Source organism: Chitinophaga sp. YR573 (assembly GCF_900110995.1).
Taxonomy (GTDB): domain Bacteria; phylum Bacteroidota; class Bacteroidia; order Chitinophagales; family Chitinophagaceae; genus Chitinophaga.
In genome coordinates, this window is record NZ_FOJF01000003.1 from 1,096,759 (window position 1) to 1,112,082 (window position 15,324).

At 41.5% G+C, this 15,324-nt stretch carries 10 protein-coding genes; 6 read left to right on the plus strand and 4 right to left on the minus strand.

What is annotated here, in order from left to right; all coding sequences use genetic code 11:
• Window positions 1–1,137: a hypothetical protein gene (locus BMW86_RS30855; RefSeq protein ID WP_089787568.1), complete on the plus strand. Its 1,137-nt coding sequence runs from the start codon at window positions 1–3 to the stop codon at window positions 1,135–1,137.
• Between the two features lie 355 nt (window positions 1,138–1,492).
• Window positions 1,493–3,220, plus strand: coding sequence for an eCIS core domain-containing protein (locus BMW86_RS30860; protein WP_177189454.1), 1,728 nt, complete (start codon window positions 1,493–1,495; stop codon window positions 3,218–3,220).
• Between the two features lie 315 nt (window positions 3,221–3,535).
• Here BMW86_RS30860 and BMW86_RS30865 read toward each other — a convergent pair whose 3' ends face one another.
• Window positions 3,536–3,886 (minus strand): winged helix-turn-helix transcriptional regulator, encoded by a 351-nt coding sequence (locus tag BMW86_RS30865; RefSeq protein WP_089787572.1) that lies wholly within the window; start codon window positions 3,884–3,886, stop codon window positions 3,536–3,538.
• 96 nt (window positions 3,887–3,982) lie between these two features.
• Here BMW86_RS30865 and BMW86_RS30870 point away from each other — a divergent pair, with 96 nt between their 5' ends.
• Together BMW86_RS30870 and BMW86_RS30875 are read left to right on the plus strand one after the other, a co-directional pair.
• On the plus strand, window positions 3,983–4,735 hold the full coding sequence (locus BMW86_RS30870; RefSeq protein ID WP_089787574.1) for an SDR family NAD(P)-dependent oxidoreductase: 753 nt from the start codon (window positions 3,983–3,985) through the stop codon (window positions 4,733–4,735).
• A gap of 98 nt (window positions 4,736–4,833) precedes the next feature.
• Window positions 4,834–5,388, plus strand: a complete 555-nt coding sequence (locus BMW86_RS30875) for a hypothetical protein (RefSeq protein ID WP_089787576.1) — start codon at window positions 4,834–4,836, stop codon at window positions 5,386–5,388.
• Between the two features lie 7 nt (window positions 5,389–5,395).
• On the opposite strand, the gene BMW86_RS30880 is transcribed toward BMW86_RS30875, so the two are convergent.
• Window positions 5,396–6,304 (minus strand): AraC family transcriptional regulator, encoded by a 909-nt coding sequence (locus tag BMW86_RS30880; RefSeq protein ID WP_089787578.1) that lies wholly within the window; start codon window positions 6,302–6,304, stop codon window positions 5,396–5,398.
• A gap of 145 nt (window positions 6,305–6,449) precedes the next feature.
• On the opposite strand from BMW86_RS30880, the gene BMW86_RS30885 reads away from it, so the two are divergent.
• Window positions 6,450–9,245, plus strand: a complete 2,796-nt coding sequence (locus BMW86_RS30885; RefSeq protein WP_089787580.1) for a glycoside hydrolase family 2 protein — start codon at window positions 6,450–6,452, stop codon at window positions 9,243–9,245.
• 72 nt (window positions 9,246–9,317) lie between these two features.
• Here BMW86_RS30885 and BMW86_RS30890 read toward each other — a convergent pair whose 3' ends face one another.
• Both BMW86_RS30890 and BMW86_RS30895 read right to left on the minus strand, forming a co-directional pair.
• Window positions 9,318–10,844, minus strand: coding sequence for a RagB/SusD family nutrient uptake outer membrane protein (locus BMW86_RS30890; RefSeq protein WP_089787581.1), 1,527 nt, complete (start codon window positions 10,842–10,844; stop codon window positions 9,318–9,320).
• Window positions 10,845–10,858: 14 nt separating this feature from the next.
• Window positions 10,859–13,933 carry a SusC/RagA family TonB-linked outer membrane protein gene (locus BMW86_RS30895; protein ID WP_089787584.1) on the minus strand — a complete coding sequence of 1,025 codons (3,075 nt, stop codon included), beginning with the start codon at window positions 13,931–13,933 and terminating at the stop codon, window positions 10,859–10,861.
• Window positions 13,934–14,663: 730 nt separating this feature from the next.
• Between BMW86_RS30895 and cas6 the strand changes: the two genes are divergently transcribed.
• A complete protein-coding gene (gene cas6, locus BMW86_RS30900; protein WP_089787586.1) occupies window positions 14,664–15,323 on the plus strand; it encodes a CRISPR-associated endoribonuclease Cas6 in 660 nt (219 codons plus the stop codon).
• Window position 15,324: the final 1 nt, after the last annotated feature.

A 15,324-nucleotide genomic window follows, 5' to 3' on the forward strand; every position in this document is an offset into this window, starting at 1 on the left:
ATGAAACATGTCATACTCTTTATATTACTGATTACCTTTTTCGGAATCACAAGCCATGGACAAGACTGGACTCCCAGTTTAGGAAAAGGGCCTGTGCTTAAAAAAGTAGTGCGTCATAAAGACCAGGTAGTAATGCTCTATAAAACAATGCTTAAGGATATAGCTACTTTTGATACATTCTATCTTGAAAGAAAATTATACCTTACAATAACACGGACCTATCAGAGAAATAGTCTGATCACTATTGATACGACCATATCAGCAGATTTAAATTATATGAACAAAAATGCTGTTCCTAAGTGGGACACCATTACCTTTAAACTACCCAAACCTGGTTCTTCCAAAGACTCAGTCGAAATTCATAATAGTCTTCCCATTGATAACAGAACAAGTTCATCTATAACTGATAGCTCTCATATCACCCATAGAGGTACCCTCGACACTCTGCCTTTAACCCGCAAAGCGTTAAGGACGCTTTATGAAAACGGTTACTATGCAACAGTACATCCACCTGCATTCTACGCTGCGCTAAGTTTTATACCGTCCAGGGCATATAGAATGGTACTAGTAAACGATCCACGGTTCAATAAAAACGACCTCCTGGAAAAAAGGAAATTACAGGAGAAACCTATTTTCGAATTTGCGGCATCGTTTGCTGCTGGTATATTCATAAAGAAAAAGCATACACTGTATGCAGAATATCTGTATATAAGGGAAGGGTTCAAGGCCAATCAATCTACTATTGATTGGCCCTCAGGCTTTCCCCAAACAACCACCGGTAAAAATACCTATACTTTTTATTCCCATGGTATTGGAGTTGGTTATATATGTGGGGGCTATCTCAGATCTAATTTCATTACAGACATGGGTGTATACCTGACCTGGCGAAATACATACCAGCAGAATCACAACAATGAATTGTATGATGAAGATCTCCGCGACCGTGCCTGCATTGCAAAAATAGGTATCGGATACAGTGCCCGTTTGGGAAATACTTTTTCACTAAAGATCTTACCTGTTATATATTACAACCTTTCCCCAGTGAACAGCAAGACGCTGAAAACCCGTTTATACAATATAGGCTTGTCTACAGGGATCAGTTTTCACAACGTGAAAAATAACATAATCTATAACTAAAATAAGTTATTGTCCTTCTATCTGGCCTTTATCAATTCATATTCGTATAACTTTTTTACTCTTGTTCAACTTGTAAGCAAAAAGAATAAAAAAGGGCAATTCCAAATTGGTTATGTTGAGTTAAGACGCTTAAACAATAACTATAATTAAAAAATTGTTTTGGCCGGCCAATTCTGAATAACGGAAGCTAATTCGGAAAACTCCGCTTCAAAGTTATTGCATAAATTTAAAGGCATAGCCCTATAATTTTATGTCACACAAAAACAGAAGCACCGAACCTGCGCGTTACTTTTCGGCTGTAGCGCACCATCCCAATTCTTCAGGAATATCTCAACGAGCTGTTCAACCTTCTCAAATGGCGTCAATTGAAAAGAAGAGTAAGGATAATGGCACTTTTCAGATGTATAATGGATCTGTACCAGAGATTAAGACATTCTCAATGCCTGCTGAAGTTAAAAATAAACAAACTGTAACCCCGGATATCAAACCATTTCAATTAAAGCCAAACAATACAGGTTTACCCAATGACCTCAAAACAGGTGTTGAACAACTATCTGGCTTTTCTATGGATGATGTGAACGTACATTATAATTCGGAGAAGCCGGTGCAGATGCAGGCGTTCGCATTTGCACAAGGTACAGATATACATGTAGCTGCGGGACAGGAAAAACATGTGCCCCATGAAGCCTGGCATGTGGTACAACAAAAACAGGGAAGAGTGAAGGGCACAATGCAAATGAATGGGCTGCAGGTAAATGATGACAGCAACCTGGAACAGGAAGCTGACGCAATGGGCGAAAAGGCCATAAATATAGGCGCAGTTGCGCAATGTAAGGCAAATGAGGAGAACAGGCTGAATGACGACCCTCCTGCAAAATCATTCACCAGTGGAAATGTAATACAAAGAGCGGTAAAGCTGATCCTGGAAGAGGATCAGGATACGGAATGGGATAGCGTGAAGAACAAAAAAATAAAAGAGGTAATTGCCTATGAGCTCAGGACTCATGCAGGTGGTAGTAATAAGGAGGGGACGCATGGGCGGCATATTGTGGCAGCAGCCTTAACGGAACGTTATCTGCGTGCAATGATCGTTGGACAGACATTGGAAACGGTAGGTGATTTTTTTGTCTATGGAGGAACAAATAATACGGATAAAAATATGAAGCAGGTCGAAATGCAAATAGATGACTGGGTAAGGAGCGAGTTAAGAGATCAAACTAACATTAGCATTGGGGCGGCATCTTCCAATATGAGTGGGGGCTCAAAACTGGGTACTGCGTTTGGCAAGTTGGAAGGGGAGGGCACTTTAAGTAGAGAAGAAAAGGAGTCGCTGCTAATTGACTTGCTGAATGCTGCTTTTGATATAGAAGCTGCTGAAAAGAAAGTGGAGAAGAGACTGTGGAAACCGAAAGATCTTGTGGAGGCTGTGATGAAAACAGTACAGATGTTGAAGATTGTTATCCGGAAAAAAGCGGATGATAGCGGAGATGATGAATGGAAATCTATAGCTGACGAATTAGACCCTCGCTTTTTACCGGGGAAGCTAAAACTATCAACCCTATACAGAAAATATTTAGGAAAGAGTAAGCTAAAACTAAAAAAAGAGAGAGAAATGAGGGACGAAATAAGTAAAGAGTACAGAGAGGGCAGACCTGGATTAATGAAAGAATTCAGAAGGGAACGGCGGGAGGGGAAAATAGAAGAGAAATACCAGAGTAAATTAGAAATGGAAAGAAGGAAGCTCCTGAATGCAAAAATGAAAGAATACGATGATTCCCATGTCGGATATAGCAGTGAGTTGCGCAGACCCGTAGTACGTAGTGCTTCAGTTGCGGCTCTAAACATAGCAAGGACAATGGTGAAAAAAGAAGAAACACCCCTCACACCTGTCAAAACAAATATTCGCCTGCAGCCTACGCCTCAGCTGAGTTCCCCATCTGTTTTTAACCCAAAGGATGAAGTGGAATTATCTTCTGATGAAGAACCTGAAGTAGTGCCTAAAAAAACGCTTAAGAAAATGCTGGTAAAGGCATCTAACAAAAAGTCTGATGAAGAGTCCTGCGAGGATGAGTCCAGTGATTGATATGCTGATTTCTATATTGATATCTTATTTTATCACAAGACTTTGATGAGATGGCATGATAGCTATATCTATGCAATTTCATTTGGCATTAATTAGGAGCTTATACTAGATAGTGATTATATTTTTAAATTGGTTCAACCAGAGACGCGAATGGAAGTTTTGGGTTTCTCCGTGCAAGTTGGGTTTTGAAAATGTAAATGACTTAAAGCTTGATCTTGAAAATTCGGCGCATTTTGAACTTCAAATTTCAGATATAACCAGAAGTAAGCCGCAGCGTCCGATTAATGCAGAATATGTAAAACGAGAAACGGAGTATCATTGATTTCGCTGCTTGCTGCCCCAATCACTCAGTTGTTTTAAAATAGGCCCCAACTCTAATGCCATCTCAGTGAGCTCATATTCTACTCTTGGAGGAACTTCTGCATAGACTGTTCGTTTAACCAGACCATCTTGTTCTAATGCCCGCAATTGTAAGGTTAGCATGCGTTCCGTAATATAAGAAAACTCCTTCTTTAGATCGCTGAACCTCATTTTCTTGCTCTCTAATTTATTTAATATCAGCAATTTCCATCTGCCTCCAATCTTGTAGACGGCATAGGTAAGATCACAGTCAATAATACATTTTTCGTTGCGGGTATAAGTCGAATTTTGCTTTCTGGCTACCATTACTTACATATTTGTACGTACCATACAATTGCTTGTACACCCTGTAAAAGTAGATGCTACCGGCTACTTTTACAAAGAAAATTTAAACACTAAATTATGGACCTGTATTTGAAAGGAAAGACGGCAGTAGTAACCGGTGCCAGTCAGGGACTTGGCCGCGCAATTGCAAAAGAATTGGCTATTGAAGGTGTGAAAGTTCTTGTTACTGCAAGAAACGAAGACTTGCTCAACAGCTTCAAAGATGAAGTTGCCGCTGCCGGTGGCGTAGAACCGGTTACGTTTGTCCAGGATTTTGTTGCTCCTGACGGGCCTCAAAAGATTGCGGCGGCAGCACTGTCCAGCCTGGGACACGTCGATATTCTCGTTAACAATGCGGGCCGTAGCCAGCCATTGGATGTCATTGCTCCGGAAGAGGCATGGGTCGAGTCTATGACACTGGATTTCGACCGTCATAGACAACTGACGCAACAGCTTTTGCCCCATTTTATGGAGCGTAAGCAGGCGGCTATACTGAATCTCACCAGCACTTATGAATTACGCACAATCAATGTTTCGGCGATTGCCAAAGCAGCCATAATCATGTGGTCCAAACAGCTCTCCGGACAACTGGGGAAGTATGGCATCAGGGTCAACTGTCTGCAGCCAGGCCTTATAGATACTGGGAATATCCGACGTTTCTTCTCTGGTGACGAACGCAGGGAATTTGCCGGACGTGAGATTCCATTGGGTGATTTCGGTGAGCCGCAGGACATAGCCAATATGGCTGCTTTCCTGGTATCGCCTCGTGCACGATACATCACTGGCACTGTAGCCGTTGTCGATGGAGGGATGCGTCGCTCTCCGTTCTGATTGTTGTATTGAAAGCCAAATGACCGGCAGGTCATTTGGTTTAACATTCATATGGCACATTTCCAGGGTTACATCCAGGAAAATCATTAAATTACTGTATGGCGAAATTGATTGGATCTCCGCCCTTTGTAGGGACACAAGACGGCCTCACCATATATCGGTTAGAGGGCGAGCAGTATTATGTGCGTATGCAGAGCTCTATTACGGGCAAACGGATTAAGAAGGATAAAGCTTTTGCGGGGTTCAGGGATAGTTCTCAGCGGATGCGTATAGCGTCTCGTCTTGCTTCTGCTGTTTACCGGCAGTTTGTGGTAAAGGAGTATCCTTTGTACCGGGAGATGACCGGGAAGGCCATTTTATGGCTGAAGGAAGGGATTGCGGCATCTGTTATTGAAGAGAGATTACAGCAGGCGTATATGTCAAAGTGCGCGGTTAAGGAGGCGGAGAGTAGGAGTTACCATGCTTCAGAGGAGAAGCAGCCATGTTGGAAGGTAGCCGTTAAGGGGCTGTTTTATATCCCGGATGGGGTTAATAGAACCAGGAGAAGGCGGGTAGTTTATGATAAGAATAGTTCTCATGATAAAGATAATCGTGGTATATATCTTGATGTAATGGATTTTATTAATATGTCTCATCAGCATGCCTACCAGTAATTAAAGGTTAACTTGTTCCTACCTCTGAACTTCTTTTATTTCTATACTCCTGTGGAGAAACTCCCATTGTCTTTTTAAATATACGTGAAAAGTAATGTTGGTCAGACATACCGACTTCCAGTGCAATTTCCTTGATTCGTTGTTTTGTAAACAGCAGATACTGACAGGCTTGCATTATTTTCAGATGATTATAATACTCAATAGGAGAGAACCCCGTTTTTTTTCGGAATAACAGGGAAAAATGAGAAGGCGAAAACTGGATATGCTGTGCAATCTTCTCCAGTGTCAGATTTTGATCTACATTCTTCTGCATATAGTCGATAGCACTATCTATGGTGTCTGTTTCGGTATTATTCATCCGGGATTTGTTTTTCTCCTGGTAAATAAAAGTAGACAGATAATGCCAGAGGTACATATTGCTATACATCAGGTGCTCCATACTATAACCCCGTTCCAGCGGAGTATATATCTCGTTGAATAACCGGATTGTTTTTTCACTGTCGGGTATAAACCCACTGTAACTATTTAAATATTGATGTATTTGTTTTACCCAGTCATCAGCAGACTCCCCCTTGAAATGAATCCAGAAGATTGTCCAGGGATTATCTGCATTGGCTGCATAGGTATGCTTTGTTAACGCAGGTATAAGATAAAAATCACCTGGTGATATCTTATATTCCTGTTTATCTATGATCACATTTCCTTCTCCTTCATGACAATAAATAAGAATATGCTGATCGGTGCCATGCAAACGTTCCCTATAATGGTAGCGGGCTTTCGGGTAATAACCCATATCCGTGATGTATAGTTTTCTGATCAGTGGATGTGTACTGCATTTATTGTTTAATACAGATTTTGGAATGATAACGGCCTTCTGCCCCTGGAAGCCGTCCTTTTTTCGCTGTCCCTTTACCATGTCAATTTTTTGATAAAAAAGTAAGAATGTCCACAAGAATAATCATATAGTCGCTCCTTGTTAAAGGTAAAAAAAGTTTTTTTGTAGAAAAGTTTTGATTCTTTGCATTTAGATAAGAATAAATCAAACTATATTATTACCACAAATGAATACACACGTTAGAATCAAACTGATATTGCTGGCAGCAATAATGACTATTCACATTGCTGTACCGGCACAAAACAGGATCTCGCTGGCAGGGAAATGGCAATTCCGGATAGATAGAGACGATCAGGGTATTAAACAGCAATGGTATACCCAACAATTGAAGGATCCTGTGAAATTACCCGGTGCTATGCAATCTCAGGGGTATGGTGATGAGCCTTCCGTCAACACAAAATGGATCGGTGATAGATTTGAGGCCTTTCTGAAGGAGGAGAAATATGCACCTTACCGCAAAGATGACAACTTCAAATTCCCCTTCTGGCTAACCCCCCAAAAATATTACATGGGTGCTGCATGGTACCAGAAGGTCATTAATATCCCACAGCAATGGGCCGGTAAACATATCAGTCTTACACTGGAACGTTGTCATTGGGGTACCACCGTTTATACAGATAATCAACTCATCGGCGCAGATAGCAGTCTGGCCACTCCGCATATATATGACCTGAGCCATCTCAACCCTGGTAAACATACACTCACTATCCGTGTAGATAACCGTTATCTTTCAGAAGTAGGTATCAACGCTCACAGTGCCAGTGATCAGACACAGGGTACCTGGAATGGCATTGCAGGAGACATTGTACTGGAAGCAGGCAGCCCGGTTTTTGTAAAGCAGGTGCAGGTCTATCCTGATATCCTCAACAAGAACATTCAGCTTAAAATTATTCTCGGTCATACCGGTAATGCAATTTCAGCAGGCAGTCTTTCTCTGTCTGTAGGTCAGTTACCTGCATTAAAGAGGTCTTTCAGTAATAATGACAGCATATTAGCATTTACCTATTCCATGGGTGATCGTCCTGTATTATGGGATGAATTTAACCATACACTATATCAACTCACGGTTCAACTGCAAACAGCGGATAGGAAAAACAGTGATAGCAAAAAGATTAGTTTTGGAATGCGTAATGTAGGTACTGCCAACTCAAAAATTACGGTTAACAATCATCCTGTATTTCTGAGGGGAACATTGGAATGCGCCATCTTCCCGTTAACAGGTTATCCACCCACAGATACAGCTGCATGGGCACGGATTTTCCGCATTATAAAGGCACATGGCCTCAATCATATGCGTTTTCATTCATGGTGTCCGCCGGAAGCAGCATTTACGGCTGCGGATCATGCCGGTGTGTATCTTTCTGTTGAAGTGGATTGCTGGGCAAGAGTAGGAGATGGGCTATCTGTGGATAATTTCCTATATGAAGAAAGCAACCGGATCATTGCTGCCTATGGTAATCATCCTTCCTTTTTGATGATGGTACCTACTAATGAACCGGCAGGAGATAAAAACCGTGACCCGTACCTGGCGGCATTCGTGAAATACTGGAAAGACAAAGATAAACGACGTCTTTATAGTGCAGGTTCAGGATGGCCGGCTATTGCAGAAAATGATTATCATGTTCTGCCTGAACCGCGTATTCAGGCCTGGGGGGAAGGAATTCAAAGCATCATTAATGCCAGGGCTCCCAATTCACAGTTTAACTTTAAAGAAAAAATCAAAGACAATAAACCGGTTGTAGCACATGAAATAGGGCAGTGGTGTGTATATCCTGATTTCACGGAACGAAAGAAATATACTGGTCTGTTACAGGCACGCAACTTCGATATCTTCTACGACTTCATGAAGAGAGAACACCTGCAGTCACAGGCACATGATTTCCTTATGGCTTCCGGAAAGTTACAGGCATTGTGTTACAAAGCAGATATAGAAGCCGGTATGCGTACGGACTATGCAGGTTACCAGTTACTGGACCTGCATGATTTCCCCGGTCAGGGTACTGCACTGGTAGGGATTCTGGATCCTTTCTGGAACAGCAAACCTTATTTCACACCCGCAGCCTTCCATCGTTTTTCTTCTGCTACAGTGCCACTTGCAGTGATCAGTAAGTTTACATGGAAGAACTCAGAAGTATTTACGGCTGCTGTACAGATTGCCCATTTCGGAAAAGAGCAGTTGCGGAAAGTACCCGTAAAATGGAAGATCACCGGCAAAAACAAACGGGTAATAGCGAATGGCACTTTATATGCAGACCTGGACCTGAAGAATGACAACCAGGCAGGTAATATCTCCTGTAAACTTTCCGGTATCAGCAAAGCAGAAAAACTCAACCTGGAAATCATATTGGATGGATTGGGTGCAAATGACTGGGACTTCTGGGTATATCCTGATACGTTAAATGTGCAACCAGGTACTGACATCACGGTCACGGAGGCACTCACACCTGCAATATCTGCAAAGCTGGAAGCGGGGGCTACTATATTATTGCTTTTAAACAATAAAATCACTGAAAAGAAAGGCGCTTCTATTAAAACAGGGATGTCTACGATCTTCTGGAATACTGCATGGACGGAAGGGCAGCCTCCTCATACATTGGGTATTCTATGTGATCCGGTATCACCTCTTTTTAATGATTTTCCAACGGAATACTATTCTAACTGGCAGTGGTGGGATATTATTCATACAGCTCAGCCGATGCACCTGGATAATTTTCCTGCTGAATTAAAACCATCTGTACAATTAATAGATACCTGGTATGAAGCGAGGAAGCTGGGTATATTGTTCGAAGCAAGGGTAGGAAAGGGGAAGATAGTGGTGACTTCTATAGACCTGCAACATGATTTGGACACAAGGTTAGCTGCGAGGCAGCTTTATCATAGTTTGTTGTCATACATGCATACAAAAGCATTTAATCCTTTGGTCACAGTCAGGCCAGAACAAATACAGGAACTATACAAATAAACAAAAAGAGGAAGGGGTGTTTCAATTGAAACACCCCTTCCTCTTTTATTTGTGGATTAAAGATCCAGTCAATTACTTCCAGTATGAATTTTGTTCTGCCTTAGAATTAGAATTTATCTCATCCTGTGGTATCGGGAAATAATCATGTTTATTAACCACATAAAACTGCTTACCTACTTTATCGCTGTTAGTCAGTTCCTGTTGCAGTAATCCCCATCTCTTCAGATCATAAAAACGCTGACCTTCGCGTGCAAATTCAAGCATTCGCTGGTGTCTGATCTCTGCCATCATCAGGGTTTCGTCTAAACCGGCGGTCAATGCAGGTAACTGGGCTCTGTTGCGGACCATAGTGATATATGGATAGGCATCAGCTGGCCTGCTTTGCATTGTTACTGCTTCGGATAGTAACAATAATACATCCGCGTACCTGAGCGCTTTTTCATTAATGTTGGAAGTGTAACTACCACCATTGCTACCGGTAAGCTCATTATCTTTTGTATAGTTCTGGTATTTCTTATACATGGATTGATAACCGAATTGTAAGCTAAAATCGCTGAATGGTTTATTGTAAAATGTAGCCCCGGGGTAATCCCACATCAGCGTCGCATACATTCTCGGGTCAAGTTCATTAGTAGTTGTTTTTTCCTTTTGAAATTCATTGAACAACTTATCAGTAGGACTCACTTCGAACCAACCGGAAACTTCCGAAGGGGCAAACTCCTGTGCGGTAGTAACGCCGAGCGATTCATTGGCATTTTCACCTGCCCAGGGATTAGTACCGCCCACATCAGCAAGCTGGATCTCAAAAAGAGACTCTATATTATTATCATTTGCAACAGTAAAATTATCGCCGTAATTGCTCATTAGCTGATAAGTGAATGGAGCAACAGTTAACTGTTTTAAGGTAGTCTCTGCATTAGGCCAGTCTTTAAGATAAACATAGGACTTACCCAGAAAACCAAGTGCGGCACCTTTGGTGGCCCTACCCAGATCTGTGGCGGAGTAAGAGAGAGGCAAGTCTACAGCAGCTTCAGTGAAATCTTTTATTACCTGTGCCCAAATCTCGGGTTCTGCAGAGACAGGAATAAAATAATCAGCAGTAGCAACAGGGACGGTGGTCCTTAAAGGAACAGCACCAAAATTTACAGCTAAAATATAGTAGTTCAAACCCCTCAGGAATTTCGCTTCAGCGATGTATTGTTTCTTTTTAGTATCATCTAACCCGCTGACTTTATCAATGTTCTCCAGGATCTGGTTAGCCCGAAAAATGGCACGGTAAGAAATATTAAAGACGTTGTTGGCTGCGGCGTTATCCGGAGTGTTGGTAAATGTGGAAAGCTGGTACAAATAACTCACATCATTTCTAATGAAGAAATCATCTCCTCTTCCATTGGAAAGTTCAACACCTCTTACTCCCCAGTATCCACCATCTACATTCTTGAATAGTCCGTAGGTTGCTGCGAAGGCGCTTTGTACATCCGCTTCATTTTTCCAGAATGTTTCGGTAGTGATCTTATTAGGGTTGGTGAGGTCCAGGTTTTTGCTGGAACAGCCTGCCATAACAACCGTTGTTGCTATTGCAAAAAATATCTTATTCATGATGAATGATTTAATTATAATGATAACTGAATACCGAGTGATACTACACGGGCAAGAGGATAGGCCACATGACCAAAGTCAACACCTCTGTCCAGAATACTGCCTGATCTGCCAATATCCGGATTGTAACCACTGTAATTCGTTATGGTAAATAAATTATCCGCGCTGATATAAGCACGCATGGAAGTAATCTTGAATTTATTATTCAGGCTTTCCGGGATAGTATAACCTATCTGTAATGTTTTGAGGCGGAAATAAGAACCACTTTCAAGGAAGCGGGAAGAGCTCTGTGTATTAAAGTTTGGATCATTGATAACGGCTCTCGGAATGTTGGAATGATTGGTAGGTGTCCATGCATTCAAAGTAGCGCGGGAATAATTAAACTCCAGGTTCATCCCTTCAAGGTCCTGCCTTAAACCATTGTATATTTTATTGCCGGAAGTACCCTGCATAAATATGTTCAGGTCAAAATTAAAGGCGGATAAATTAGCGCCAAGTCCGTACTCAAACTTAGGAAAAGGACTACCGCAATTCACCCTGTCGGAATTACTGATGCTACCGTCGCCGTTCGCGTCAAGGAACTTAATATCTCCGGCAGATGCATTCGGCTGGATCACCTTCCCGTTTTTATCCTTGTAGGCATTTACCTCGTCCTGGGATTGGAAGATTCCCTCTGCTTTGATCAGGTAAAAAGCACTCACCTGGCCACCGGCTTCAGTAAGTGTAGTAGAAGCACCGTGGTGGGTAGGTTGTCCTCCAAATATCTGCTGGGAACCTGTACCCAGTTCAATCACTTTATTCTTTATAGAAGAGAATGTTCCATATACGGAGTAATTCAGTACACCTACCTTACTGCCGTAATTAATTCCCAGTTCAAACCCTTTGTTTTGCAGGATACCTGCATTCACGGTAGGGTTTTCAGAAGAACCTGCGGAACCTGGAATGGGTACCTCTAACAATACATCGGTGGTTCTTTTGGTAAAGTAATCAGCACTCATATTCAGTTTGCCATCCAGGAAACCTGCATCAATACCGGCATTGATTGTTTCTGTATTTTCCCATTTGATATTAGGGGAGGCAAAAGCCGTCTGGATAGCACCAAACCATTTCTGCTGGGCTGTGCCTATTACATAATTGATGTTGGAGGCGATGGCAGCACTATACTGGTAATCCCCAATTTCCTGGTTGCCCAGTACACCATAACTACCTCTTATTTTCAAAGAAGATAAGACTTTGGGATCTGCATGAAAGAACTTTTCATTGGAAAGATTCCACCCTACAGCAACAGAGGGGAAGTTCCCATATCTGTTGGCTTTACCAAAGCGGGAAGAACCATCTCTTCTGAAGCTGGCCGTAAGCAGGTAGCGGTTATCATAAGAATAGATCACACGTCCTAGTTGGGATAAAAGCACACTTTCTGTACTGTTACCACCTACTGTAGCAGCACCGGAAGCAGCATCCAGTTCTTTTATTCCGTCAGGGAGATTTGTTTTACTGGCAAGCCAGTAATTATATTTAAGTCGCTGGTAAGCATATCCTGCCAGTACCTGGAGGCTATGTTTTCCGAAGTCTTTATTATAATTCAGCGTATTTTCCAGCAATACCAGGTTGGTGCGCTCCTTGGTCTGACTGAGGTCATTGGTGGAATGTGCAAACAGGCCACCTACCACATAACGGCGCTGATAATCATCTGTATTACCGAAAGAGTTGGTGTATCCAACGTTGAACTTATACTTCAAGTTTGGCAGAATGGAAACTTCCGCAAAAGCATTTGCGAGAATAGAAGTCAATTCGTAACTGATATCTTCAAGATGTAACTGTGCTACAGGATTGGCCACATTCACAACTGGTCCTGATGCGCCGGAATAACCACCCAGGGCAGTGGAGTCGTAGATATTAAACACCGGGATCATTTTTGTTGCAGAACCTACAGGATTACCTCCCTGGCCGCCCCAGCCTGCCGGCATGCGGATCCATCTTTCTCTTGTCATCAGCACTGTTTCACCAATTTTCAGACGGCCTTTAGTGGCTTCTGACTTAACGCGAACGCCATAACGTTTGTAGCCTGTTACATCCACAATACCATCCTGATCAGTGTATTGTCCGGACATGCTGTACTTTGCGGTCTCACCGCCACCACTTACACCCAGGTAATACTGTTGTATAGGTGCTGTTCTGTAAATAGCATCCTGCCAGTCGGTCCCTTTGCCCAGCTGTGATGGATTAGCGGCAATGGCCAGTCTTGGCAGACCTGCTGCATCATGTGCGGCATTACTCACTGTGGCCCATTCAGATGCATTTAGTACATCATACTTTTTGAGGATCTTCTGGAAGCCTAAATTGGCATTGAACTGGATAACGGTCTTGCCGGGTTTACCGGATTTGGTGGTCACCAGTACAACTCCATTCGCAGCTCTTGATCCATAGATAGCGGCAGCGGAAGCATCTTTCAATATATCCATTGATTCAATATCTGCGGGAGCAACATTATTGATGTTGGCTACCTGTACACCATCTACAATATAGAGGGGATCAGCATTATTGAATGTTCCTACACCCCTTATCAGGATACGGGTACCGGAACCGGGATCTCCCCCGGCAGATTCTACTGTTACACCAGGTAATTTACCCTGTAATGCACGGCCCACATTACTAACACCTTCTGTCTTAATATCTGCGCCTTTTAAAGATGCAATGGCCCCGGTAAGATCCTTTCGTTTTACCGTACCATATCCGATTACAACTACTTCATTTAACCCGGAAACACTGCGTTTAAGGGTTATGTTGTAGGAAGAGGCTTCATCCACTTTAACTTCAACAGTTTCATACTCCATGGAGGAAATAACAAGTGTACTACCTTTGGCTGCATCAATCGTAAATGCTCCTTTATCATCAGTCATGGCTCCTTTTGCGGTGCCTTTGACCTGAACAGAAGCTCCGAACACAGGTTCCTTATTATCAACATCCGTTATTTTACCGGATATCTTTTTCTGTGCATCAGCCATCAGGAAAGAAAAGAGAAATAATAGCAGCATAGTTGGTTTACACCATGCTCTAGGTGAGAGGCTCACACCGTGGGAATTTGTCATACAGAAATTGGGTTTAATGATTTTGGCGATAGTTTACATAACGTATGCTAAAGGTAGTTTTAATAAGAATAGCTAGATAGGGATTTTTTCATTTTTTATGTGGATAATCTTATTAATTAAGTTCGTATTTTATAGGCAGATTAAAGATAATGTCCTAATGACACCATTATCAACTACTTAATTAAGTGTATATTTTATAGGGAATAATATGTCCAAATGACACTATTTAGTTGCCACGAAAATTTAGCGTGTAGGAGGAAGTTGTTCAAATCTCTCTCTAATTTTTTGAGGAGGGTGATTCATCTTAAGTATTTTTACTACTATTCTTATTTTGCAGCTTGTTGAAATTGGGAAAAGAGAAGCTGATAAAAAAATTGATTATTATACAGTGCTCATATAATAGTACTTATTTTTGACGCCCTTATATCTTTACTACAAATGATCTACATAGTGATCCTGATGTTAGCATCACCTCTCATCCTTAAAATGTAGAATAGGTCTTTATCAGATTTATTAATATGTTGTTTTCATAAAGTGTGATGTGGATATAAATAATCTATCATAAGTGTGGGTTGCTGTGACATGCGTAATTATACTCATTTTTTTATTTTCGCTTGCTAATCTGAAAAATATTATTACTTTTTGCCTGATTAGAATCCCAAACAGTGTCATGTAACATTAATTTATATTTATTGGATCAACCACCAAAACATAAATTCCACTTTTAAACATGAGGTTATACCTAAAACTAAAACCATCTGATAACACACCTGTATCATTTAATTATCAACCGAAGCTAACAGGAGCAATTCATAAGTGGCTTGGTAAAAATGAATGGCATGATGCAACCTCTCTATATTCTTTCTCCTGGCTCAACGGAGGTCGTAAGATGGGTGATAATCTATTCTTTGAACATGGTGCAAACCTGGAAATATCTGCGTACGATACTGATTTCATAAAGAGTATTATAAGGGGAATCCAAAAAGATCCGGGTGTTGCTTTTGGCCTTACTGTTACTGATATAACTATTGGAGAGTCTCCTTCCTTTTCTGAACGCGAAATAATGTACGTTTCCAGCCCTGTTCTTGTAAAAAGGACTGTAGAAGATAAAGAGATACATTATACCTATGATAATGATATATGTGCTTCTTTATTGACAGAAACTTTTAAAATGAAGTTAAGGAAAGCGGGGCTATCAGATGAGCAGGCCAATGTTAGCTTTCTGAAAGATTACCCGGGGGCAAAGACGAGGATTATCTATTACAATAATATAGGTAATAGGGTGAATGTCTGTCCTGTTGTTATTGAAGGATCTCCGGAACAGATAGCCTTTGCCTGGAATGTAGGAGTAGGCAATTCAACAGGTATTGGATTTGGGGCATTAAAATAAA

Coding starts and splice junctions, on each gene's coding strand:
- BMW86_RS30880 (WP_089787578.1), bottom strand. CDS start 6,304: ATGGTAAAGGGACAGCGAAAAAAGGACGGCTTCCAGGGGCAGAAGGCC.
- BMW86_RS30895 (WP_089787584.1), bottom strand. CDS start 13,933: ATGACAAATTCCCACGGTGTGAGCCTCTCACCTAGAGCATGGTGTAAA.
- BMW86_RS30870 (WP_089787574.1), top strand. CDS start 3,983: ATGGACCTGTATTTGAAAGGAAAGACGGCAGTAGTAACCGGTGCCAGT.
- BMW86_RS30885 (WP_089787580.1), top strand. CDS start 6,450: ATGAATACACACGTTAGAATCAAACTGATATTGCTGGCAGCAATAATG.
- BMW86_RS30875 (WP_089787576.1), top strand. CDS start 4,834: ATGGCGAAATTGATTGGATCTCCGCCCTTTGTAGGGACACAAGACGGC.
- cas6 (WP_089787586.1), top strand. CDS start 14,664: ATGAGGTTATACCTAAAACTAAAACCATCTGATAACACACCTGTATCA.
- BMW86_RS30890 (WP_089787581.1), bottom strand. CDS start 10,844: ATGAATAAGATATTTTTTGCAATAGCAACAACGGTTGTTATGGCAGGC.
- BMW86_RS30860 (WP_177189454.1), top strand. CDS start 1,493: ATGGCGTCAATTGAAAAGAAGAGTAAGGATAATGGCACTTTTCAGATG.
- BMW86_RS30865 (WP_089787572.1), bottom strand. CDS start 3,886: ATGGTAGCCAGAAAGCAAAATTCGACTTATACCCGCAACGAAAAATGT.
- BMW86_RS30855 (WP_089787568.1), top strand. CDS start 1: ATGAAACATGTCATACTCTTTATATTACTGATTACCTTTTTCGGAATC.